Source organism: Luteimonas fraxinea, from assembly GCF_021233355.1.
GTDB lineage: Bacteria > Pseudomonadota > Gammaproteobacteria > Xanthomonadales > Xanthomonadaceae > Luteimonas > Luteimonas fraxinea.
In genome coordinates, this window is record NZ_CP089507.1 from 2,482,720 (window position 1) to 2,506,950 (window position 24,231).

The 24,231-nt window shown below is 63.2% G+C and carries 19 protein-coding genes; 13 read left to right on the forward strand and 6 right to left on the reverse strand.

Features of this window, described 5'->3' with window-relative positions; translation table 11 throughout:
- The first annotated feature begins 6 nt into the window (after window positions 1–6).
- From LU699_RS11145 to LU699_RS18435, 3 genes are all read left to right on the forward strand, one after another.
- The gene (locus LU699_RS11145) at window positions 7–1,056 is read left to right on the forward strand and encodes an NAD(P)-dependent alcohol dehydrogenase (RefSeq protein ID WP_232137440.1); all 1,050 of its coding nucleotides are present in this window, start codon (window positions 7–9) and stop codon (window positions 1,054–1,056) included.
- 348 nt (window positions 1,057–1,404) lie between these two features.
- On the forward strand, window positions 1,405–2,853 hold the full coding sequence (locus LU699_RS11150) for a ThiF family adenylyltransferase (RefSeq protein WP_232137439.1): 1,449 nt from the start codon (window positions 1,405–1,407) through the stop codon (window positions 2,851–2,853).
- A 59-nt stretch (window positions 2,854–2,912) separates the two neighbouring features.
- Complete coding sequence (locus LU699_RS18435; RefSeq protein ID WP_484497517.1) at window positions 2,913–3,185, forward strand: ubiquitination-like system serine protease family protein; 273 nt, start codon at window positions 2,913–2,915, stop codon at window positions 3,183–3,185.
- 160 nt (window positions 3,186–3,345) lie between these two features.
- Here LU699_RS18435 and LU699_RS11155 read toward each other — a convergent pair whose 3' ends face one another.
- The 4 genes from LU699_RS11155 to LU699_RS11170 all read right to left on the reverse strand — a co-directional run bounded on the left by LU699_RS11155 (window position 3,346) and on the right by LU699_RS11170 (window position 6,815).
- A complete protein-coding gene (locus tag LU699_RS11155) occupies window positions 3,346–3,705 on the reverse strand; it encodes a hypothetical protein (RefSeq protein WP_232137438.1) in 360 nt (119 codons plus the stop codon).
- Between the two features lie 428 nt (window positions 3,706–4,133).
- The gene (locus tag LU699_RS11160) at window positions 4,134–4,550 is read right to left on the reverse strand and encodes an H-NS histone family protein (protein ID WP_232137437.1); all 417 of its coding nucleotides are present in this window, start codon (window positions 4,548–4,550) and stop codon (window positions 4,134–4,136) included.
- Between the two features lie 137 nt (window positions 4,551–4,687).
- Window positions 4,688–6,028: a sensor histidine kinase gene (locus LU699_RS11165; protein WP_232137436.1), complete on the reverse strand. Its 1,341-nt coding sequence runs from the start codon at window positions 6,026–6,028 to the stop codon at window positions 4,688–4,690.
- A gap of 97 nt (window positions 6,029–6,125) precedes the next feature.
- Window positions 6,126–6,815, reverse strand: coding sequence for a response regulator transcription factor (locus tag LU699_RS11170; protein ID WP_232137434.1), 690 nt, complete (start codon window positions 6,813–6,815; stop codon window positions 6,126–6,128).
- 807 nt (window positions 6,816–7,622) lie between these two features.
- On the opposite strand from LU699_RS11170, the gene LU699_RS11175 reads away from it, so the two are divergent.
- From LU699_RS11175 to LU699_RS11195, 5 genes are all read left to right on the forward strand, one after another.
- Window positions 7,623–11,249: a YadA-like family protein gene (locus tag LU699_RS11175; protein WP_232137432.1), complete on the forward strand. Its 3,627-nt coding sequence runs from the start codon at window positions 7,623–7,625 to the stop codon at window positions 11,247–11,249.
- 72 nt (window positions 11,250–11,321) lie between these two features.
- Complete coding sequence (locus LU699_RS11180) at window positions 11,322–13,178, forward strand: S8 family peptidase (RefSeq protein ID WP_232137430.1); 1,857 nt, start codon at window positions 11,322–11,324, stop codon at window positions 13,176–13,178.
- 48 nt (window positions 13,179–13,226) lie between these two features.
- A complete protein-coding gene (locus tag LU699_RS11185) occupies window positions 13,227–13,490 on the forward strand; it encodes a hypothetical protein (RefSeq protein ID WP_232137428.1) in 264 nt (87 codons plus the stop codon).
- A 228-nt stretch (window positions 13,491–13,718) separates the two neighbouring features.
- Entirely contained in the window at window positions 13,719–14,021 is a 303-nt protein-coding gene (locus LU699_RS11190; RefSeq protein ID WP_232137425.1) for a hypothetical protein, read from the forward strand.
- A gap of 639 nt (window positions 14,022–14,660) precedes the next feature.
- Window positions 14,661–15,197, forward strand: a complete 537-nt coding sequence (locus LU699_RS11195) for a DUF1453 domain-containing protein (protein ID WP_232137423.1) — start codon at window positions 14,661–14,663, stop codon at window positions 15,195–15,197.
- A gap of 93 nt (window positions 15,198–15,290) precedes the next feature.
- Here LU699_RS11195 and LU699_RS11200 read toward each other — a convergent pair whose 3' ends face one another.
- The gene (locus LU699_RS11200) at window positions 15,291–15,923 is read right to left on the reverse strand and encodes an OmpW/AlkL family protein (protein ID WP_232137421.1); all 633 of its coding nucleotides are present in this window, start codon (window positions 15,921–15,923) and stop codon (window positions 15,291–15,293) included.
- Between the two features lie 437 nt (window positions 15,924–16,360).
- On the opposite strand from LU699_RS11200, the gene aceF reads away from it, so the two are divergent.
- Genes aceF through lpdA form a run of 3 tightly spaced genes read left to right on the forward strand, consistent with a single transcriptional unit; the run spans window position 16,361 to window position 21,553 of the window.
- Window positions 16,361–18,091, forward strand: coding sequence for a dihydrolipoyllysine-residue acetyltransferase (gene aceF, locus LU699_RS11205; RefSeq protein WP_232580170.1), 1,731 nt, complete (start codon window positions 16,361–16,363; stop codon window positions 18,089–18,091).
- A 16-nt stretch (window positions 18,092–18,107) separates the two neighbouring features.
- Window positions 18,108–19,727 (forward strand): bifunctional GNAT family N-acetyltransferase/carbon-nitrogen hydrolase family protein, encoded by a 1,620-nt coding sequence (locus LU699_RS11210; RefSeq protein WP_232137419.1) that lies wholly within the window; start codon window positions 18,108–18,110, stop codon window positions 19,725–19,727.
- On the forward strand, window positions 19,727–21,553 hold the full coding sequence (gene lpdA / locus LU699_RS11215) for a dihydrolipoyl dehydrogenase (RefSeq protein WP_232137418.1): 1,827 nt from the start codon (window positions 19,727–19,729) through the stop codon (window positions 21,551–21,553). The genes LU699_RS11210 and lpdA overlap by 1 nt, the downstream gene beginning before the upstream one ends.
- Window positions 21,554–21,655: 102 nt before the next feature.
- Here the strand turns inward: lpdA and LU699_RS11220 are convergent, their stop codons facing one another.
- Entirely contained in the window at window positions 21,656–22,570 is a 915-nt protein-coding gene (locus tag LU699_RS11220) for a TonB-dependent receptor (protein WP_232137417.1), read from the reverse strand.
- A gap of 435 nt (window positions 22,571–23,005) precedes the next feature.
- Here LU699_RS11220 and LU699_RS11225 point away from each other — a divergent pair, with 435 nt between their 5' ends.
- Window positions 23,006–23,383 (forward strand): ATP synthase subunit I, encoded by a 378-nt coding sequence (locus LU699_RS11225; protein ID WP_232137416.1) that lies wholly within the window; start codon window positions 23,006–23,008, stop codon window positions 23,381–23,383.
- 28 nt (window positions 23,384–23,411) lie between these two features.
- Complete coding sequence (gene atpB / locus LU699_RS11230) at window positions 23,412–24,209, forward strand: F0F1 ATP synthase subunit A (RefSeq protein ID WP_232137415.1); 798 nt, start codon at window positions 23,412–23,414, stop codon at window positions 24,207–24,209.
- Window positions 24,210–24,231 lie beyond the last annotated feature (22 nt).

The window sequence follows — 24,231 nt, forward strand, 5'->3', positions numbered from 1 at the left end:
TCCGCCATGTCCGAGACACCTGCGTACGCCGCTGCCGACGCCACCACGCCGCTAGCGCCGACCACGATCCAGCGCCGCGCCCCGCGCGCGAACGAAGTCCTGATCGACATCGCCTTCTGCGGCGTCTGCCATTCCGATCTGCACCAGGTCCGCGACGAGTGGGGCGGTTCGATCTTCCCGATGGTCCCCGGTCACGAGATCGTCGGCCATGTCGCCGAAATCGGCGCCGGCGTCACGAAGTTCAAGGTCGGCGACGCGGTCGGTGTCGGCTGTTTCGTCGATTCATGCCGGTCCTGCGCGCAGTGCCAGGCGGGCGAGGAGCAGTTCTGCGAGCAGGGCATGACCGGCACCTACAACGCGATGGAACGCGACGGCAGCGCGCCGACCTACGGCGGCTACTCGACCCGCATCACCGTCGACCAGGACTACGTGCTGCGCGTGCCCGAGTCGCTGCCGCTCGACGCCGCGGCGCCGCTGCTGTGCGCCGGCATCACCACGTATTCGCCGTTGCGCCATTTCGGCGTCAACGCCGGCGACGCGGTCGCGGTGGTCGGCCTTGGCGGCCTCGGCCACATGGCGGTGAAGTTCGCCGTGGCGATAGGTGCACGCGTGACCGTGCTCAGCACGTCCGAATCCAAGCGCGACGACGCCCTGAAGCTCGGCGCGCACGATTTCGCCGCGACGCGTGACGAGGCCACGTTCAAGACGCTGGCCAAGACCTTCGACTTCATCGTCGACAGCGTCTCCGCGCCGCACGACTACAACGCCTATCTGTCGCTGCTGAAAGTCGACGGCACGATGATCCTGCTCGGCGTGCCGGACCAGCCGGCCCCGGTCGCCGCCGGCGCACTGATCATGCAGCGCCGTCGCCTGACCGGTTCGCTGATCGGCGGCATCCGCGAGACCCAGGAGATGCTCGATTTCTGCGCCGAGCACGGCATCGTGTCCGACATCGAGCGCATCGGCATCGCCGACATCAACACCGCCTACGAGCGCATGCTCAAGGGCGACGTGCGCTACCGGTTCGTCATCGATACGGCGACGCTGAAGGGCTGAGAGTCCTGCGCACCTTCCCCCGCGAGCGGAGGGTGAGAGTGGTCCGCTTGCGCGGCACCGCCGCGTGGATCGATCGAATGCCCGGCGTGCTTCGCCGGGCCGGGCAGGTCGGGATGGGGGCGAACCTTGCGTGCCGGCGCAATGCACCGGGCGCGCTCTCACCGACGAACTCGCACGAGGGGGGGCAGTGCCGAACTCGGGGTTCGCCCCCACCCAACCCTCCCCCGCAGTGCGGGGGAGGGCTTCAGCTGGCTGCTTGCGTAGGCGTAATGCTGATCGGCGATCGGCTGGATGGTGAAGAAAATTCAGCACGTCCCGGCTTAGCCCACCTCGGCTGCCCATGCGAGGATGCGCATCCGCACCACCGCCTCGCCCATCGTCATGTCCGCTTCTTCCGCTCCCACCGATGCCCGCGCCGCCGCGCTGTGGATGCTGTTCGCCGTGCTCGCGTTCGCCGGCATGGACGCGGGGATGAAGTGGATCGCGAACGACTATTCCGCGTTCCAGGTCGCGACCTTCCGCAGTCTGGCCACGCTGCCGCTGATCGTCGGCTGGCTGCTGCTGCGCGGGCGCGCGGGGAGCCTGTTGCGCATCCACTGGCCGCTGCATCTGCTGCGCGGGATTCTGGGCGTCGGCATGATCGCCGGCTTCGTCTACGGCCTGGCGCGGATGCCGCTGTCGACGGCGTACGCCATCGTGTTCGTGTCGCCGCTGATGGTCACCGCGCTGGCGGTGCCCTTGCTCGGCGAGAAGGTCGGGCCACGGCGCTGGACGGCGATCGCGCTCGGCGTCGTGGGTGTGCTGGTCGTGTTGCGGCCGACCGGCGAGGGCATGGCGACGCTGGCCGGGCTGGCGGTCGTCGGCGGCGCGCTGTGCTACGCGATCGCCTCGATTACCGTGCGCAAGCTCGCGCAGCCTTCTTCTCGGACCCTTCCGTTTAGTGCTGAGATGCGCGCGGAATTCTCAAGCCTCTCGGTGGCTATTGTTGGGATCTCGGGCACCGGGAGTCTTGTGGCCGAGATGCTGCTTCGTATGGGGATCGGAGAGCTGATCGTGATTGACGACGATCATGTGGAGTCCAAGAACCTCAATCGTATCCTCAACACTACCGCCGCCGATGCGCTCAGTGGTCGCCTGAAGGTGGATGTTTTTAAGGACGCATATGCGCTAAGCCATCCGGACACGCTCGTGATTGCTGTTTCCGAGCGGATTGACACTTGGTCTGCCATTCGGGCGGCGGCTGACGCCGACATTGTCTTCTCGTGTGTGGACACCATGGACGGGCGGCATATCGCCGACCGCCTCGCCACATCCATGCTCCAGCCGCTTTTCGATGTTGGCGTAAACATTCCTGTATTCCACCCGCGTGGACAGATCAAGATCGCCAACATTGCTGGTCGGATCGACTTCGTCCAACCCGGCCGCTCGACTCTGCTCGACCGCGGCGTCTACTCGCCAGAGCGGCTTGCTGCCGAGGACCTTCGCAAGCAAAACCCGGAGGCCTTCGAGCAACAGGTAAAGGAGGGTTACATGCCTGGAAGCCACGAGGAGGCGCCGGCCGTGATCTCGGTGAACATGCGCGCCGCCAGCATGGTGGTTCAGGAGCTGGTCGCGCGCTTTACTCCTTACCGGAAAGACAACCGTCCCTACGCGCGGACGGAGTTCGACTTGGTAATCGAAGAGACGACTCACGCGTCCGAGACCGATTTTCTGTCCAAGCGTTCCGCGCAGACTGCACTCGGTCTTAGCGCGCCCCTTCTCGGCCTCCCGGCATTGGAGGACAAGCGGTGCGCGTGATCCAGTGGGTCAAGGACTTCTTCCGCCGCCTGCTGCGCCGGCGGCGCATCGACATTCGAGTGCTTGACCTGGTCGGAGACGACGCGCCTTCCAGCGTTCCGTCGAGACAACTTCTTCGCATGCTCGATGAGGGAGAGGCTTGGGCCGCTGTAATGACCTGTCCATGCGGCTGTGGCGCAGTAATCGAGCTCCTCCTCTCTCCAACTGCGAGGCCCCGCTGGACCCTCACAGCGCGAGGCGACTTGCCGACGCTTCATCCCTCGGTTTGGCGGAGCGTTGGTTGCCGCTCGCATTTTTGGGTGCGCGATGGACAGATTCATTGGGTGCCCTAATGGAAGTGCCGCGTCAGACCTCTTCCTCAGATGCCATTTACCAGCTTTTTCAAGCATGCCGCGTAGTTCGTGCTCTTCCGGGAGCTTAAGCGCGGTCTACGGACTCGGCTTCCGATCCGAAGCTCCGCTGCTTCACCCGGTGTCCTCAGCCCAGTCCTGATCAAGGCGAACTGGGTGCGGCAATTTCAGTGATTTCGAGATCGAAGTCACTGCTTAAGCGTATGAAGCGGCTCCGCAACATCTGCTCTTCGATTGCCTTAAAGAACTCATGTGGAATGTTTCGCTCGTAGACCGTTTGGAAAATCCTTCCGTTGACCGCCTTGATCTGGGCATCCCGCTGATCCTGGTGCGTCTGGTTGATGGTCTCGATGAGCTCATGCTTCTCCTTATCGTGTCGTTTCCGATTGAACGCTTCGATAGAGAAGTTGATCAGCACGGCCACTACCGCGGCAAGACCGACCTCCTTGAAGAAGACGGCTAGAACTTTTATCCCATTGCTGGACAAAGATCCGAAGCCCATATCTTTAGCTCACCGTCGTAGTTAGCGAGAATGGCGTAAAGAGCAAGCAGGCCGGCGCCTATTAAAAATAGGATCGCGTTCGTCGCCTTCGGATTCTCAATCGCGCGTGCAAGAAGGCCTGTCGGCATCAACTTCATCAATTTCACATTCCGTGTGAGTTGATATCCGCATGGCAGTCATGGGAATAAAGAGGAACACTTGGGGGTCGAAAGCGCCGATTGGAGCGAAGCTTACGCCTCATGCCTTCGCTGCTTCAATCTTGGCCCATGTGGATGCTCGGCGTCCCTCAAGTTCCGCAAGAGTCCGGCCTCACAGTCTAGATCCCATGGGGGCGACGGATGATGCGTCGGTGCCAGTGATACCGGGCAACTCGTGATGTCGACAAGTAAGCCTCCGCCCCGACGAGCGGAGGGCCAACTCAATCGCGTTCAACCTTGCTTGTAGACGGTTTTCTTGCCGATCGCGTTCTTGGTGCTGGCGGTGGGCTTCGCGAGACCGGGGATCAAGAAATCAGCAGGTGCCTGGCCACGGCTCACTTTGGCGCGAAGCCATCGTGGAAGGCTACCGCGTCCGCTCCACACATTCTTCCTGTTCTCCGGATCCCGATACTTGATGGCAGCTTTCGTGGTCTTCCGGCGCTTGGTTGCCGGCACTTCAGGTGCCTCTTGATGAGTAGAGTCACCGAAAACGTCATCGATGGAATAGCCAAGCGATGCGGCAGCTGCAATGAGCTCCTCCCGCACACGCTTGATGGGGCGACGGCTCGCACGACGCTTCTGCTGCTCGGCAGCGTCGATCAGCGAATCCAGGTCCGATGCGCTGAACATATCGAGGGCGAACTTCATAAGGGGAGGGTCCGGCGACCAAATTTCATGATCAGATATCTCCAGCGATGCGGATTCGGCATCGTATCTTGCCCGGATGAGAAAGTCCTGACACGAGACAGGCGCGGCTCCCGACGGAATGTATGACATCCACAACGCTAATGAGCGTTTGGAAGGGCAATCAGGAAGCAGGTGCCTTCGCCCACGGAGGTCCGAAGCTCGATTGTTCCCCCATAGCGGGTGACCAGATCACGCACCACTGCCAGTCCCAAACCTGTGCCGCTCTCGGATGGCTTGGTGCTGTAGAACGGCTCAAATGCCCTGGTGGCAACCTCTTCACTCATCCCCTGTCCATCGTCCTCGATGGTGATGCGGTTATATGCTGCCGCGCGTGTGACGCCGATCGAGATGACGCCATCGCCATCGATTGCGTCGCGGGAATTGGATGCCAGATTGAGCAGCATGAGCTCGAACTGACTCCGATCGAAAACGATTGGTAGCGCGACAGGGTCTCGGTTGATCTTCAAGATGATCCGCGCTTCCAGGAGTTGACGCAGCATTGGGGCAAGCTCCTCGATCGCGTCGGCAGCGTCAAACCGCTCTGGCATCGCCGTATCCAGACGGGAGAAGCGCAAGAGCTTTCGGTTCGCCGCCATGCCACGCCGAGCCGAATCCTCAATAGCACGCAAGTTGCGCTCAAGGTCGATGACACGGTCGCCGTCGCTTCGGCCGTCATCCTCAAACGCTGATGCGGAGAAGCCGGCGATCACCGCGAAGATATTGTTCAGATCATGCGCCAATCCACTGGCCATGCGTTCGGTAATCTCTTTCTTCTGCGCGTGGATCAATTGGGCATGGGTCTTCTCACGCTCCTTGATCTCCACCTCCAATTCCTGTCGCCGAGCTTGCGCGTCACGCAAGCTCTCTCGCATCGCCTCAGTCGTCCTGCTGGTAAGCACAGCAACTGCCAGATAGCCGAAGATGGCTGGCGGCACATTCACGAAAGCCGTCAATAGGTTCTGGGCATGCAAAGCGTCGCGTGCTGCGCCGACGAGCACACTTCCGACCAGCGCCGGAAAAACGATCCAGATGGCGCGCCGCCCGAAAATCAACCCGCTCAACACAATCAAGAGCATGGGGTGCAGCTGAGCTGGAAGTTGATGTCGGAACCCGTTGGCAAAGGCATTCGCGTAAAGAATTGCGATAAGGGCAACGAGCAACGCTTTCATCGCGGCGTGAAAAGCGCCTCTGCGAATCATGGCGATACAGGCAAAGCAAAGTGCGGCAAGCACGATGCTTGCGCTATGGGGAACCCAGTTGCCTACACCTTCGGGTAGAAGATGACGAATGGGCCAAAGGACTGATAGTCCGAAGCCGGTCGCAAGCGGTAGGCTGATTCCAAGAAAGAGCAGCAAACCTTGGACAGCCTGCGCGTTGCGCCGGTCCACAGGATCCGCGATGGGAAGGTCGGACAGCCAATTGCGCCAAGCTTTGAACATCGAAACCTCTGGGATCGCGAACGAACCCTCTATCGCGACGCACGCGTTCCTAGGGCTAACGCGCCGAGGTTAGCACTTCAGCCTACATGCGCTGGCACTACCCGAATTGGTAACCGCGGCCGTGAAGCGCGTGGATGGGTAGGGCCTCGTTGCAACTTCTGAGCACCTTGGAACGAAAACGACTGATGATTCCGTCCAGTCGCCTTTCGTCGAACTCGTCAGGCTTCGCGGTTAGTCCAGAGGTTAGCGTGAGGCGATCGACACATGCGCCCCTTGAAGTCATCAAGGTCCGACAGATCTGCCGCTCGCTTTGAGTCAACGCCACGATGCAGCCTCTGGGAGAAGTCAGACACCAGCCGTCTGCGGTCAGCGCCCAGTCGCCTTGAAATTTCTCAGTGACCGGCGTTTGGATGCGGCGGCGCAAAGCATGGAGGGTGCCTGCGATCACATCCATGTGAGCGGACTTGAAAAGGTAAGCGTCTGCGCCTTCTTGAAGTCCCCGGATGCTGTTCTGGATCTTCTCATCGGCAGAGAGCATCACAGTGCCCACGCCAGGTAGTTGCGCTCTCATCAAGCGTGATATCTCGAATCCGTTTCCATCCGGAAGAGACAGGTCAACGATCGCAAGTTGAAAGTTCTCTGCCGCGATCAGAGATCGGAACTCGGCGACTGTTCCGCAGGTCACCGCTTCGAACCCAAACGGTCGGAGGCCTTGAGCGAGGAAGCGATCTCGGTAATCCGCGTCGTCATCGACCACGAGCACACGAATGGGATCCGGAAGGTGCATGCGGAATGATCTCGGACAGGTTCTGAGTGGCCGATAAGGTAACGGATGCATGACCTCGCGATGCGATTTCGGTGCTCGAAAGAAGATGAATTCGGGATCGTGAGAATTGCTACATATCTTCGCGACTATTCCTTGGATGACAGTTTTAGTAGCGAACAGTTACGTTCGAAACATGCCGATCTGCAGGGACTTCGGCGCAGACATGGAAGCCATCCTCAGCGAACTTGAGTTCGCAGGGCGGGGCTTGGCTGTCCATTGCTTCTTGAGCTGGCTGGAGAGTGTTGGAATGAACCGCGTCACGCCCACTGTGCACCAGATTTCTCAGCGCTCCATGCTGGCTTTATCTCTACGCGCTATCGACTTTGGGGCCGCCACTCGATGGGCAATTGGTCTGTCTGTTCACTGGTTTCGAGCGAATGCGCTCAACACGGCTCACGGCCTTAGACCGTTGAAACTGCGAGGCGCGCGCCAGCCGTGGCGGTCCGCGAACTGCTGGAGAACAACTGCAGGCCTGCTGGCGAACAGCAGCGGTCCATCGAAATGCTCAGCAAGAAGATCCCGACCGTTTCCACCTATCCATAGGGGACAGCTGTCTTAGGTTTTTGAAATTTCTATTGGGCATAGGGGAATTGCGAGCACTGTCCGCACCCTTCGCCAATTGCATGGGGCCACAGTTGGAAGGGCGCCCAGATCTCTCCCGAAACGCTTACTTCATCAGTCTTCTTCAGCAGCACATTCAAGTCGTCAGTTTCGTGGCGACCGCTCGACACCTTTGCTCACGCGCAGCCCTTAATCCGGAAATAGACCATGAACGCCTTCTCTGTGTATTCCCGCTCCTCAGCTATTCGTCCGCTGAAAGCAAACTTGCTGGCGTCAGCGCTTGCAGTTGCGCTGACCAGCGTTCCGCTGATCTCGTTTGCAAGCACGCCGGCTCCGACAACTGGCGTCGAGGCTCGCTGCAACGGTGATCTCGTTAACGCGAAGAACAAGGACGCTGATTGCAGCGACGACATTAGCGAGGCGCAGACCAAGGGAACTGAAGCATCGGCTCCAATGTCTGCCACTGGCGTAATCGAAGGCGATGCAAATGCTGCTGGAGCGGGCGACGCGCAAGCTGCCGCTGACGATCCTTCGAAGTATTTCCAGGCATCCGGAAGTGCCAACAGCGACGCAGGCGCCTATGTAGAGGGTGATGATGCAGTTGCAGCGGGTGAAGCCAGTAGTGCGATCGGCGCGGGCGCTTCCGCGTATGGCGCTGGCAGCAGCGCGCTTGCAAACAACGCGACAGCGGTGGGCGTCAACACATTCGCGAGAGGAGTGGAGAGTGCCGCATTCGGATCAGGCGCACAGGCGTCCAGCAATTCTTCTGTTGCCATTGGCGGCGTAGCGGTAGACGAGGATGGGAATCCACTGCTCGCCGACGGGTCGGGAAGTGCAGTGCTGGTTGGCGCTCAAGCGTCAGCAGTGGCCGCGACAGCAGTTGGTGCGGGCTCTCATGCGGAAGCGTTTGGTTCCTCCGCATTCGGTGTTGGCGCAGGTGCCACGGCTTTGGAGTCGACTGCCATCGGGACGATCGCGAATGCAACGGGTCGCCACTCTCTGGCCGTCGGCTCGCGCACGCAGGCAACCGGTGATCAGAGCGTCGCGATCGGCTTCGCAAGCGAAGCAAGTGGGGTTGGCAGCATCGCGCTGGGAAATGCGAATCCGCTGACAGGTGACGGCGCGAAATCGACGGGCTTCGGCTCCATCGCGATTGGCTCAGGAACCGTTGCTGGTGATGCCTACACCGTTGCGCTGGGCAGCGGCAGCTTCGCGGGCGGCATCTCTTCTACCGTAGTTGGCTACAACGCAGTGACTTTGGGTCTCCAAAGTTCCGCGTTCGGCATCGCATCTTTTGCCGAAGCTGATTACAGCGTCGCGTTGGGCAGCAACTCTGTTGCGACGCGCGAGTTCACCGTGTCAGTCGGTAACAGCTCTGGAAACGGATTTAACTTCGATCGTCAGATCACCAATGTGGCCGCGGGCACCGAAGAGACGGACGCAGTCAATGTGCGCCAGCTGCGTGCCGCAACCGCTGCCAACCGCTTCTTCAGCGCAAGTGGAAGCGAGAACAGCGACGCAGGTGCTTTCGTCGATGGCGATGATGCAGTCGCTGCTGGCGAGGCGTCTTCCGCCTTGGCCAGCGGCGCAACTGCAATAGGCGCAGGAGCGGTCGCGAACAGCGTCAACTCCACCGTGCTGGGTAGGGACAGCTTGGCTGTCAGCACCTCCGCCACGGCAATCGGTGGAACGCTCAGCATCGATTACAGCGCGTTGAGCGATTTTGGCGTGGTGCTCAACCGCCAGACCTCGGCGACGGGGCTTGCGTCAACAGCGTTGGGCGCAGGCGCGCAGACAAACGGCGACTTCAACACTGCGATCGGCGCGCAGTCTGAAACGAGTGGCAAGTCTGCTGTAGCAATCGGCGGCATCGTCGATGTCCTGGAAGATGAAATCGGGTCGGACTTCGCCGGACAGGAGCTGCGTAACACGCGAGCATCCGGACGACTGTCGACGGCTATCGGTGGCGGCGCCCAAGCAACAGAATATGCGGCCACTGCGATGGGTGCGCTTGCACAAGCCAGCGGAATTCGTTCGGTCGCAATCGGATACTCGACTCGCGCGTTGGGATACGACGCCACCGCAATCGGTGATCGGGCCGAAGCCCGTGCCGATTGGGCTACTGCACTAGGCGGCGGCGCGCTGGCCCAGTCCCTCCGATCGACCGCACTAGGCGCGTTCTCCAGCGCACTTGCAGAAGGTGCCACCGCTATCGGTGAAGCCTCGATGGCGAACAATGTGAACAGCACGGCGATCGGCAAGGGTTCGTGGGCTGCCGGCCGCAACAGCATCGCCATCGGCAAGGCTACTGTCTGGAATGGTTACTTCACGAACGACGCGGACCCCGTCCTGTTCGTTGACAGCATCGCAATGGGCACCGAGGCCGAAGTGCATGGCAGCAACTCTGTCGCCATCGGCCCCAATGCCCGTGTGGGCGGCTGGCAGGTGATGGATGAGAACGGCAATCCGCGCATTGTCGACAACAGTGTCGCACTGGGTTCGAACTCGATTGCGGATCGCAACAACACGATCTCCGTTGGACACGCTGGAAACGAACGACAGATCACCAATGTGGCGGCAGGCACGCTCGACACGGACGCGGTGAACCTGGCTCAGGTTCGCCGCATGACCGAAGGCTTCGTGGATGTCGCCGCAAACGCAGTGACCTACGATGACACAAGCAAGTCGTCGATCAGGTTGGCCGGCGCGAACGGCACAAGATTGACCAATCTTCGGGAAGCGGCGATCGATGCGGCGAGCACGGACGCTGTTAATGGTCGGCAGGTCCATGCTGGTCTCCAGGGCGTCGCGAACGCTTTGGGCGGCGGCTCGACGGTGACAGCGTTCGGCGCGGTGTCGATGCCATCGTATGTCATCCAAGGCACCGCATTTAGCGGTATCCAGGCCACTTTCTCCGCGCTCGACACCCAGATTACTCAGCTCAACCAGCGCGTGAACCGGGTTGAGACTGGTATCGAGCAGGGCAGTGGCAGCAATCGCGTCGCTGTCGGCGGACAGACACCTGCCACCGTGGGACTTGATACGAATGCTGTTGCGGTGGGTTCGGGGGCGGCCGCAAATGGCAACAACGGTGTAGCGGTGGGTGGCGGTGCGTATGCGCACGGACCCAATGACACCGCACTGGGCGGCAACTCTCGCGTCAACGCCGATGGCAGCACTGCCGTGGGCGCCAATACAAGCATCGCGGCGAACGCGACGAACGCAGTGGCAGTGGGTGAGGGGGCGTCGGTGAGTGCTGCATCGGGCACGGCCGTGGGCCAGGGCTCCCGCGTGACGGCGCAAGGTGCGGTCGCACTGGGCCAAGGCTCGGTGGCAGACCGTGCAAACACGGTCTCCGTCGGTAGTGCGGCCAGCCAGCGTCAGATCACCAATGTGGCTGCCGGCACGCAGGCGACCGACGCAGCGAATGTCAGTCAGGTGCGCGCAGGTGTGACGGAAGCCAAGGCCTACGCCGATACCACCGCGACCAAGGCTGTTGCCACTTCGAAGGCTTACACCGACCAGAAGTTGGCTGCCTGGGGCACGCAGTTCGAAAACTATCGCGGCGAAGTGGCCCAGCGGTTCCGCGATACCGATCGTCGTATCGACCGCCAGGGTGCGATGGGCGCTGCCATGTTGAACATGGCGACGAACGCGGCCGGCACCCAGAGCCCACGGGGCCGCATTGCGGTAGGCGCAGGCTTCCAAAGCGGAGAACAGGCGCTATCCGTCGGCTATGCAAAGAAGGTCGGCGAGCGCGCGTCCTTCAGCCTTGGCGGCGCTTTTAGCGGAGACGAGAAGTCTGCCGGCATCGGCTTCGGTATCGATCTGTAAAAGCGATTCGGGACCGGATAAATCGCGACATCTGACATCACTCAACGATTCAAATCTTTTCTGGAGAGAGAAATGCGTATCCATTCCACCCTCAGCGCCGCGATCGCCGCTGTCCTGATTGCCGGCGGCGCACAGGCTGCAGACTTCAGCCCCAAACGGACCAAGGTAGTCGATCGCCAGACTGCTAGTCAGTCCGTGATCTCAAGCAGCCAACGGTTCGTCGTTCGCACGCGCGCCCCGTCAACCGCTGGCCGCGCGGTGCTTCAAAGCGCTCTGCGGACATCGGTTCAGCGGGCTGGCCTTGCGATGCCTGTGCGCGCTAACGCTACTGCTGCGGCGCGGCCTGCTGCGAGCGCGCGCGTGCTGCGCAGCATGGGCACGCCTGGTTGGCATGTAGTCCAAACCTCGCGGGCGCTGACAAGCTCCGAGCGCGCCAGCTTCATTCGCGAGCTGTCTGCGGAACCTGGCGTGGTGTCGGTTGAGGTCGATCACCTGTATCAGCGTGGCAATGTCGCGCGCGCAGTGCCGGCTGCTGCGCCGAATGATCCTAACTACGCGCAGCTTCAGTGGAACTTCACTGACGCAACGGGAGGCGTGCGCGCTGAGGCGGGTTGGGCGATATCCACGGGACAAGACATCGTCGTCGCGGTGATCGATACCGGCGTTGTCGAGAACCATCCGGACCTCGCCGTCAACATTCTTCCCGGCTACGACATGATCACCGATCGTCGCGTCTCGCGACGGGATAGTGATGATCGTGCGCCGGGCGGCTGGGATGTCGGTGATTGGGTTGAGGATGGCTACTGCGTCGCCCTTGGCGGCCCCCCGAATCAGGCTCTAGACAGTTCCTGGCACGGCAGTCATGTATCCGGCACGGTCGCTCAGGAAACGAACAATGGCCGCGCCCTCGCAGGCTTGGCGCACGGTTCAAAGGTTGTGCCGATCCGAGTGCTGGGATCGTGCGGTGGGTTCGGCAGCGATATTGCAGACGGCATGCTGTGGGCAGCAGGCCTTCCGGTCGATGGCCTCCCGACGAACCCCAATCCCGCGGAGGTGCTCAATCTGAGCTTGGGCAGCGGTGGTCCGTCGGCATGCCCTGCGATCTATCAGGCTGCGATTGACCAGGTGAACAGTGCGGGTTCGATCATCGTGGTCGCTGCGGGCAACTCGAACGCGGACGCTGGCACTTACACGATGGGCTCGTGCACAGGGGTCATTGCAGTAGGCGCCACCGGAATTACAGGCGCCAAGGCAAACTATTCGAACTGGGGCACCCGCGTCGATCTGTCTGCTCCAGGTGGCGGCGGATTTGTTGATGGCGACCCGGGCGGCTACATCTTCCAGGTGCTCAACACGGGGACCACACGCCCGACCACGCAATACAATCTCGCCGGCTTCACGGGCACATCTATGGCGTCGCCGCATGTGGCGGCCGCCGTTGCCATGGTGCAAAGCGTGGTTCTAACCCCACTTAATTTTACGGAGATGCGTGCGCTGCTCCGCAGCACCGCCCGCCCGTTCCCGATTGCGATCCCCAGCAACAGGCCGATGGGCGCTGGCATCTTGGATGTTGGAGCGTTGCTCACGCGCGCGACGGCCCCGCCTTGCACCGGGAACTGCGTCCCGCCCACGACCGTTCTTCAGAACAAGGTCGAAGTGGTTGGCCTCTCGGACGGGGGTGATGACAAGGTCTTCAGCTTCGAAGCGCAGGCGGGTAGAACGCTTTCCCTGATGACCTACGGTGGCACCGGAAATGTCTCGATGCATGTCGCGCGCGGCCGCATTCCGACTGCCACCGATCGGGACGCTTTCTCCACGCGCCCGGCGAGCAACTCCGAGACTGTCCGCTTCACCGCGCCTGTGGCCGGCACCTACAACATCCGGCTGACCGGCACATACGCGGGTCTTACCATCGTAGCTCGTCAGTAACCTGCGTTACCCCGCGTCGAATCATTGGCGCGGGGTCTTTTTTCTAACATGACAACGAAAACTGGTGCAGCCAATGATGCCTTTGATTGGCTGGAGAACATGAAGTGCTGGTCGAGAAGCGGCGATGGCGCGGACCAGATCGAGTTCGCTTTGTCGGATGTCATCGTGCGCAGCGGAACGACGCCCAAGACATGGCGGATAGCTTTCCAGGCATGGCGTGTCTATCGATTCATCGCGACAGCTGAGTGCTTCACCGTCGAGGAAGATGAGATCTGTGGCATTACCATCCTTCGATTCTCGCGGTCAATCTAACTTGGATGGAGCGTTGGCTGCTGTCGCTACAGACGGTCTGACATCCGATGGTGCCGAGCTCTCGACCAGGTAACTGGAGCAAGCTTGTGAGAAGGAGCTCGACCGAGTTGCCAGTCAGTGTGACTGCCACTATCAAAGTAAGGATGTCGCTCGATCTCTAGACTGGGTCGTGAGCTTTCGCGGCAAACCTTTCTGCATCTAACCCCTCAACTGAACTTGAGAAAACTTATGAAGATTCTGATTCTTCCACTGATGGCGCTCGGCTTGACTGCGTGTTCCGGACATCCTGGAAGCGGCGCGCGAGGGCCTGCAGCACCGCAGCCTGAAGTTCGCAGCTACGGTAACGACGCCTTGGCCAGTGCAGAAGTGAAAGCCTACGAACGCGCACATGCCCGTTACAAGTATCGGGACTCGCGGATCGAATGGGATTCCAGAAACTGTGCCGTTTATGAGGGGACGGCATCAGATGGCAAGCGTGTTCAGCACGCGCTGTCCGACGAGCGTAACCAGCCGATCTGCGCCAAGCCTTGAGGCGCTGGAGGCTCTCTCACCAAGCGTTTTCGTTGGATAGAGCGACTGTTAGCCAAGCTCGTTCCATGCGATAGCATGGATGAAGAAATGCAGCCTTCGGGCTGCATTTTTCATTGGCAATCCGGATCGGAGAACTTCACAGTCCGAGTTGGTGTATCAGGCATCGGACCTGACTTGCGAGTGCCGAGAGCGAGCCGATCGTGCGTTACCCACTGCGACCAGCGAATCCTTTCAGCAGCTCAAGCGCTTCGGCCTGGCGTTTGCGAGGAAGTCTTGAGATCACCAGAATCACTTCGGCACGCCGGGACGGTGGACGCCGAGATCAAGCGCCTCGACGGCACGCCGCGGCCCTGAGAACCTGTTCGATGTCCTGCTGCGCGTGCCAGCTGGCGCGCGCGTTGTGCTCGGAAGGAATCGCAGGATGGCGAATCATGACAGCGCTTGCCGGCCTGAAGGGTGGACGTGATGAATGGCGGCCGCAATGCTCGCGTACCGCCCGTACGCTGCGCTCTAGCACGCGCCATCTGGCGGCGCTCGCGACGGGCCTCGAACAGGTGCCGGACGCGGCCCCTTCATCGTGATCGCGCGCTGGATCGCCGATCATGTCGTCCTCGACACGCCGGGATCCGCGACACCGCCATGCCTCTTCTGTTGCTCGCCGTGGTCCTGCTCGCCATCTTCGCGCTGCTGCTCCTGCTGTGGCCGCTCGCGCTGTGGAACCGCTATCGCGTCGGCACCTCGCGCCGGCGTCCGCCGCGCTGGCTGACCCGACTCAATGCCTGGCTGATTCCGGCATCCGCGCTGGTGTTCCTCGGCGGCATGGGCATCGCCCAGCTGTTCGTCGACCACGCGTTTCCCTATGCCGCGCTCGGCGTGCTCGCCGGACTGGCGCTCGGGGGTCTGGGCTGGGCGCTGACGCGCGTCGAGCATCGTCCCGGCCAGGTCTGGTACACGCCGAACCGCTGGCTGGTGCTGGCGCTGACGCTGGTCGTCGTCGCCCGCGTGTTCGCCGGCATCTGGCAGGCCTGGGAGCGGATGCGCGGGGACTATGCGGCACTCGCCGCGTGGGGCCCGCTCGGCGAGCCGGCCGGCCTGTTCGCGGTCGCCGGGCTCTTGGTCGGCTACCACGCGATGTATGCGGTGCTGCTGCAATGGCGGCTGGGGCGCTGGCTGTAACAGACAGGCGTGCGCACCGTGCGCGTCGAAATGACACAAAAAAAAGACCCGCCGAAGCGGGTCTTTCCTGGTGCACGACTCTGGGGAGAGAGATCAGAAACGTGCGCCGATACCGACACCCACGGTCCACGGATCGAGCTTGAGCTCCTGACCGGTGGACACGCCGGCCTGGTTCACGTCTGCGCGGCTGCGCAGGTAACGCGCATCGGCACGGGCGAACCAGGTGGGGGTAATGTTCATGTCGACGCCGACCGTGCCGATCGCGCCCTTCGGCGTGGAGAGGCTGACGTGCTCGCCGCCGGGGTTGAGATCCTCACCGCTGATGTTGGAGTGGTGGTAACCCAGACCCACGAACGGGCGGAAGGTGTTGTCGGCCTGGCCGAAGTGGTACTGGCCACTCAGCGCGATCGGCTGCTGCTCGACGGTGCCGACCTTGCCGGCGTCGTTGCGGACGCGGTGGTCGAACTTGTCGAGCGCGCCCCACAGTTCTGCACTGATGTTGTCAGTGAAGTTGTACGAGACCGATGCGGTCGGCGCGGGGCCGCCGTCGACTTCGACGCCGTCATTGGCGCTGCGGTTGGTCGGCTCGAGCAGGGTGGCGCCGCCGACGACCGAGAAGCGCTTGCCGGACGCGGTGTCACCAGCGTCCTGTGCGAACGCGACCGACGAGACGGCGAAGCTGGCCAGGGTGGCGAGCGCAAGAACGCGCTTGTTGGACTTCAGCATGGGGTGTGCTCCTTCTTGAAGGCCGGACCGTGTGGCGGGTCCAGCGGTGCGGCGTGTCACGGCGTGCGGGGGCAGCGCTGCGACCTTCCTCTGCGGGAAGGCGGCGCCATGCTCGCAATCGAAGGCTGAATAGAGGATTTGCGCAACCTGAAGCGTTCGCAACGCTTCACGGTGTCTTCGGGAACCCGATTGCGCAGTTCATCCGCGAGGGCGTTCCGATGCGAGATCCGCGAAACGCAAGCGCCAAAAATTTGATGTGTCGATAGCGAACGTCACGCTCGTGACGCAGCGTTCCGTTTTCAGCGGCTGGCACACGCGAGCGCTGCGTGCGCATCGCCTGCATTCGCGCTGCCATGCGCGTCCGTACGCGATGCAACAGTTGGCGCAAACCCGGCTGGGCCGCACAATAGCGAGTCACGAGATGCCCGGAGGGCCGCATGGCCGACCTGAAAGAAGCACGCGTTCCCGACATTGGCGGGTTTGACGATGTCCCGGTGATCGAGGTGCTGGTCGCCGTCGGCGATACGGTGTCGGTCGACCAAGGGCTAGTCACGCTCGAATCGGACAAGGCCACGATGGAAGTACCGGCGCCGTTCGCGGGCGTGATCAAGGAACTGAAGGTCAAGGTCGGTGACGCCCTGTCGGAAGGCGGCGTGGTCGCGATTATCGAAACCGAGGGCGGCGACGCCCAGGCCGAAGCGCCGGCGAAGGCCGAAGCGCCCGCGAAGACCGAAGCCCCGAAGGCTGCCGACACGCCTGCCGCCGAGAAAGCCGCACCGGCCACGAAGACCGAGGCGCCGAAGGCGCAGTCCGGCGGTGGTGGCACGCAGGAATCCAAGGTGCCCGACATCGGCGGCTACGACGACGTGCCGGTGATCGAAGTGCTGGTGGCGGTCGGCGACACGGTCGAGAAAGACCAGGGCCTGATCACGCTCGAATCGGACAAGGCCACGATGGAAGTGCCGGCCGCGGTCGCCGGCGTCATCAAGGAACTGAAGGTCAAGGTCGGCGACACGCTGTCGGAAGGCGCCGTGGTCGCGATCATCGAAGCTGCGGGCGATGCACCTGCCGCGGCGTCCGAACCGGCGCCCGCGCCGGCCAAGGGCACCGATGACAACAAGGTCGAGCCGGTCGCGACGCAGAGCAAGCCCGACAAGATCGCCGAGGCTTCGATCGAGCATCGCGCGCCGGGCGGCGGCAATCCGCCGGTGCGGTTCGACGCCGATGCGATCTTCCCCGACAAGGTCCCTTACGCGAGTCCCGCGGTGCGTCTGTTCGCACGCGAGCTCGGCGTCGATCTGACCCAGCTCAAGGGCAGCGCCAAGGGCGGCCGCATCATCCGCGAGGACGTGCAGTCCTTCGTCAAGAGTGCCCTGCAGGGCGGCGGCGCGAAGTCCGCGTCCGGTGCGCCGGCAGCGGCGGGCGGCGGTCTCAACCTGCTGCCGTGGCCGAAGGTCGACTTCGCCAAGTTCGGCGAGATCGAGGTCCAGGAACTGGGCCGCATCCAGAAGATCTCGGCGGCCAACCTCGCGCGCAACTGGGCGATGATCCCGCACGTCACGCAGCACGACGATGCCGACATCACCGACCTCGAAGCGCTGCGCGTGCAGCTCAACAAGGAAAACGAGAAGCCCGGCGTCAAGCTGACCATGCTCGCGTTCCTGATCAAGGCGTCGGTCGCGGTGCTCAAGCAGTACCCGCGCTTCAACAGCTCGCTCGACGCATCTGGCGAGAACCTGACGCTCAAGAAGTACTTCCACATCGGCTTCGCCGCCGACACGCCGAACGGTCTGGTCGTCCCGGTGATCCGCGACGCCGACAAGAAGGGCGTCATGGAGATCTCGCAGGAGATGTCCGCGCTGGCGAAGAAGGCGCGCGACGGCAAGCTCGGCCCGGCCGACATGCAGGGCGGCTGCTTCTCGATCAGCTCGCTCGGCGGCATCGGCGGCACCAGCTTCACCCCGATCGTCAACGCACCGGAAGTCGCGATCCTCGGCGTGTCGAAGTCGGCGATGAAGCCGGTCTGGGACGGCAAGGCCTTCCAGCCGCGTCTGACCCTGCCGCTGTCGCTCTCCTACGACCACCGCGTCATCGATGGCGCTGCGGCCGCGCGCTTCACCGCGACGCTGGCGCAGCTGCTCGGCGACATGCGCCGGGTGCTGCTGTAAGCGGCCCGGGCCCGGCATGAGCGACACGTCCACGCGCGAGCGGGCGCGACTGACGTTGCGTCATGCCGGCATCGCCGACATTCCGGCGATCGTTGCGCTCAGCGATCGCATCTACGGTCACGAGAACGGCTACACGGCCGAGATGCTCAACGGCCAGATCGCCCAGTTTCCGCAGGGCGTGTTCGTCGCGTACTACGACGATGTGGCGGTCGGCTACTGCGCGACCTTCCGCATCGACGAGCGCGCGGCGATGGCGCCGCATCGCTGGCAGGAGATTTCCGGCGGCGGCTACGCGTCGCGGCATCTGTCGACCGGCGACTGGCTCTACGGCATGGAAGTCTGCGTCGATCCGGCGCATCGCGGCCTGCGCATCGGCCGGCGCATGTACGAACTGCGCAAACGGCTGTGCCAGGACCTCGGTCTGAAGGGCATCGTGTTCGGTGGACGACTGCCGGGCTTTTCGCGTCGCTCGCGCCGGTATCAGGGCGATGTGCGCGCCTACGTCGCCGACGTGGTCGCCGGCCGGGTACGCGATCGCGCGCTGAGCTTCCAGCTGCGCAACGGGTTCGAACTGATCGGCGTGCTGCCCGGCTACCTCCCGCAGGATCTCGAATCAGCCGGCTACGCCGCGCATCTGCTCTGGCGCAATCCCAAGATCGATGCGAACGCGCCGACGCGCGGCACGCAGCGCCCGCTGCCCGATTCGGTGCGAGTGGCGACCGTGCAGTACCAGCAGCGTCGCGTCGCGTCGTTCGAGGAGTTCGCCACGCAGGTGGAGTACTTCGTCGACATCGCCGCCGACTATCGCGCCGATTTCGTCGTGTTCCCCGAACTGTTCACGCTGCAGCTGCTGTCGGTCGAGAACAAGCCGCTGTCGCCGGTCGATTCGCTGCTGGCACTGACCGGTTACACCGAGCGGTTCGCGCAGCTGCTGTGCGAACTGGCGGTGCGTCACAACATCAACATCATCGGCGGCTCGCATCCCACGCGGACCAGCGACGGTGAAGACGGCAAGGTGCGCAACATCTGCTACGTCGCGCTGCGCGACGGCTCGCTGCACACGCGCGACAAGCTGCATCCCACGCCTAACGAGCGCACCTGGTGGGGCATCGGCGGCGGCGACAGCGCGCAGGCGATCATGACCGACTGCGGGCCGATCGGCGTCATGATCTGCTACGACAGCGAGTTCCCCGAACTCGGCCGCCATCTGGTCGACCAGGGCGCGATGATCCTGTTCGTGCCGTTCTGCACCGACACCCGTGAAGGTTATCTGCGCGTGCGCTACTGCTCGCAGGCGCGCGCGGTCGAGAACCAGTGCTACGTCGTGCTGTCGGGCAACGTCGGCAACCTGCCGGGCGTTAACAACTTCGACATCCAGTACGCGCAGAGCTGCATCCTGACGCCCTGCGATTTCCCGTTCGCGCGCGACGGCATCGCCGCCGACACCACGCCGAACGTCGAGCAGGTCGCGTTCGCCGACCTGCGCCTCAACGATCTCGTCGTCGCCCGCAACGACGGCACCGTGCAGAACCTCAATGACCGCCGCCACGATCTCTACTCGCTGACCTGGGCCCGTCGCCCGGCGTCGCGCATGGCGGTGGCAGACCCCACGCAACAGACCCCGGAGAATTCCTGATGGCCAATACCCTCGAAGTCAAAGTGCCCGATATCGGCGGCTACGACGACGTGCCGGTGATCGAGGTGCTGGTCGCGGTCGGCGAGACCGTCGCCAAGGACCAGAGCCTGGTCACGCTGGAATCGGACAAGGCCACGATGGAAGTGCCGGCCTCGAGCGCGGGCGTCATCAAGGAACTGAAGGTCAAGGTGGGCGACACCTTGTCGGAAGGCAGCGTGGTCGCGGTGATCGAAGTCGAAGGCGAGGGCGATGCGCCTGCTGCTGACGCGAAAGCCGCCGCGCCTGAGAAGAAGGAAGAGGCCCCGGCGAAGAAGAGCGAAGCACCCGGCAGCAATCCGCCGGTCGCGCGTTCGCACGCGGCGCCGGCCGAACCGGAAGCGGTCAAGGCCGCGCCGTCGTCCGGCCGCCAGGCCGATGTCGAATGTCGCATTGTCGTGCTCGGCTCCGGCCCGGGTGGTTACACGGCCGCATTCCGCGCTGCCGATCTCGGCCTCGACACCGTGCTGATCGAGCGTTACGAGACCCTCGGTGGCGTCTGCCTCAACGTTGGCTGCATTCCGTCGAAGGCGCTGCTGCATGCGGCCGAGGTCATCGACCAGGCCAAGCACGCCAGCGATTACGGCGTCGATTTCGGCGCACCGACGATCGCGCTCGACAAGCTGCGCGGCTACAAGGACAAGGTCGTCGGTCAGCTGACCAAGGGTCTGACCGGGATGGCCAAGCAGCGCAAGGTGCGCGTGGTCACCGGCGAAGGCCTGTTCGTGTCGCCGAACGAGATCGAAGTCACCGGCAGCGACGGCAAGACCCAGCTCGTGCGCTTCGAGCAGTGCATCATCGCCGCCGGTTCGCAGGCGTTGAAATTGCCCGGTTTCCCGTGGGACGACCCGCGCGTCATGGACTCGACCGACGCGCTGGAACTCGCGGAGACGCCGAAGAAACTGCTCGTGGTCGGCGGCGGCATCATCGGTCTGGAGATGGCGACGGTCTATCACGCGCTCGGCTCGGAAGTGACCGTCGTCGAACTCGCCGATCAGCTGATGCCCGGCGCCGACAAGGATCTGGTCAAGCCGCTCGCCGATCGTCTGAAGAAGCAGGGCGTGTCCGCGCACCTCAAGACCAAGGTCGTCGAGGCGAAGGCCGCGAAGACCGGCATCGACGTCACGTTCGAAGGCGAAAGCATTCCCGAGACGAAGACCTTCGACCGCGTGCTGGTGGCCGTGGGCCGCACGCCGAACGGCGGCAAGATCGCCGCCGACAAGGCTGGCGTACGCGTGTCGGATCGCGGCTTCATTGCCGTCGATGCGCAGATGCGCACCAACGTGCCGCACATCTTCGCGATCGGCGATCTGGTCGGCCAGCCGATGCTGGCGCACAAGGCCACGCACGAAGGCAAGCTCGCGGCCGAAGTCGCCGCCGGCGAGAAGAAGGAATGGGTGGCGCGGGTGATTCCGTCGGTCGCCTACACCGATCCGGAAATCGCGTGGGTCGGCATCACCGAAACCGAAGCCAAGGCCAAGGGCCTGAAGGTCGGCGTGGGCAAGTTCCCGTGGGCGGCCAGCGGTCGCGCGATCGGCATCGGCCGCACCGAGGGCTTCACCAAGCTGATCTTCGACGAGGCCACGCACCGCATCGTCGGCGCCGGCATCGTCGGCGTACATGCGGGCGATCTGATCGCCGAAGCCGGTCTTGCGATCGAGATGGGCGCCGAAGTTGCCGACATCGGCCACACCATCCATCCGCATCCCACGCTCAGCGAATCGGTGGCGATGGCGGCGGAAGTGTTCGACGGCACAATCACCGACCTGTACATCCCGAAGAAGAAGTAGGCGCGCGGGACAGCGCGTTCGCGCCAAAGAAAAAGCCCCGGCATGCCGGGGCTTTTTCATGTCCGCGCACCTGTGTCCAGGCGCACGGCTCGGTGCCGCGAATCAGAAGCGGAACGTCACGCCGGCCATGGGGCCGTGGACCTTCAGATCGCCGGTCACGTTGCCCGAGTACGGGAACGGACCCGCGTCGATGCCGTCCGGTGCGCGCGCGGTGCCGCGATACTGGTCTTTGAGCTTCAGGCGGAACCAGTCGTAGCCGACATGGATGCCGACGCGCTCGCTGACCATGTACTCGACCAGCAGGCCGCCGCGCTCGAAGTGGCCTTCCTCGTCGAGGATGTTGCCCCAGGTCGTATCGAGGTACTGCGCCTCCAGGCCGACGGTCCAGCGTTCGGCCGGCGTCCAGGTCAGGCGGGTGTGCAGGCCCGGCGACACGCCGTCGCGCTCCCAGCCAACGGTCTCGAACTGCGGGTCGACGAGATCGGTGCCGGTCGAGCTGCCGTTGGCGGTGGCTTCGAGCTTGGCGTAGGTCACACCCAGGCCCAGGCCCCATTCGAAGCTGTCGTTCTTGACGACGGCGTACTCGTAATTGAGGTTCGCCAGACGGAACGACAGGCGGCCGTCGATGCGTGCGCCCGGAATCTCGATGGCGTCGCCGCCCGGGATGATCGTGCCGGTGTCGAGCACGTTGCCGCCGTATTCCCAGGTCTCGTCGCGACGGTAGTCGTAGAAGTTGCCGATCAGCGCCTGGCGCTCGCTGATGCGGAAGCCGATCGCGCCGCGCGGACGCCATTCGCGTCCGGTGTCGAAGCTTTCGTTGAAGCCGAAGGTCGCGGTATCGCTGCCGTCGGTGACCGTGCCGTCGCCGGAGAAGCCCAGTTCGGCTTCCGGATTGAACGCGCTCAGGCGCAGCACGAAGCGGTCGTCACGGCTCTGCGCCTGTGCTGCAGTGGCGAACGTGGCGAGGATGGCGGTGGAGAGCAGGGCAAGGGCGAGGCGGGACGCGGGTCGTGACATCGGGGGAGTCTTCCTGGGAGAGGCGTGCGATGTTCGTTAAACCGCAGTCTTTACGACGTGAAGCCGTCATGTGACCGACGTTCGCTTCTCTTCCCGACGCGAGGCATCCATTGCGCGATGCACAAAAAAAGAGCCCCGGCGGGCGGGCCGGGGCTCGGGGTGACGATCTGCAGACGGGACCGACGAGGAAGGACGGCAGATCGGACACACAAGTACGACTGGCCCGGCGGGCGGAAGTTCCGCGCGAATGCGAAGAAATCGGGGGAAAATTGTGAATACGCGGGCGTCAGGACGCAGGTCGATGGCCGGTGTGCGGCGTATTCCGAAACAGGACCTCCGCCGGTTGTGGGGCAAATGACCCCGCTGCTATACTTTTGCGGCTCGACGGGGCCGTTTCGACGCCCTCGTGTCCTCCAGACAGTGGAATCCTTTGAAGTGTTGACGTCCGTCGCAGTGGGTCGGCGGCTGGCACAGCGCGCAATCGCCTGGCAGGCGGTCGCGATCGCGGTGACGGCGCTCGCCTCCCTCGCAAAGGGAGCCGACTGGGCGCTGGCGGCAGGTCTCGGTGGTGCGGCGATCGCACTCGGGGGCTGGCTGTCGAGCGTCATCGCGCTGGGGGGTGGGGTCAATCCGTCGACAGGCGCGCTCGCGCGGCTGCTGGCAGGGGTGGCGTTGAAGTGGGTCGTGGTGGTGGCGGTTCTGCTGCTGGGCGTGGGAATGGCGGGTTTGTCGCCGGTTCCGATGCTCGCCGGGGTCATCGTCGCGCTCTTCGCGCAGTTGCTCGCAATGTCCCGGCCTCTGGCCAGGCACTGAACCAATCACAGGCAGGGTTTTCGATCTTATGGCAGCTGATGCGGAACTGACCCCAACCAGCTACATCCAGCACCACCTGCAGAACCTGACCGCGTCGACCGGCGAAGGCGGCTTCTGGACGCTGCACGTGGACACGCTGATCACCGCCCTGCTGATGGGCGGCCTGATGGTGTTCGCATTCTGGATGGCGACCCGCAAGGCCACCGCCGGAGTGCCGGGCAAGTGGCAGGCGTTCGTCGAGATCTGCCTGGAGTTCGTCGACAAGCAGGCTCGCGACACGTACCACGGTTCCAGCAAGCTCGTGACGCCGATCGCGATCACGCTGTTCTTCTGGATCCTGCTGATGAATCTGCTGAAGATGATTCCGGCGGACTTCATCGCCAAGCCGCTCGAGCTGCTGGGCGTGCACTACTGGAAGCCGGTGCCGACCGCCGACGTCAACGCGACGCTCGGCCTGTCGATCAGCGTGTTCTTCCTGACCGTGTTCTTCGCGCTGCGCGCCAAGGGCGTCGGCGGCATGACCAAGGAATTCCTGTTCGCACCGTTCGGCAAGTGGATGGTGCCGTTCAACCTGATCCTCAACATCGTCGAGTGGCTGAGCAAGCCGATTTCGCTGGCGATGCGACTGTTCGGCAACATGTTCGGCGGCGAGATCGTGTTCCTGCTGATCTGGGTCCTCGGCGGCGCGAGCCTGCTGGGTGTGCTCGGCGGCGGCGTGCTCGGCCTGGGCTGGATGCTGTTCCACCTGCTGGTCATCCCGCTGCAGGCCTTCATTTTCATGATGCTGTCGATCGTCTACCTCAGCCTGGCTGAAGACGACCACTGATCGCCGGCATCACGCGACACCG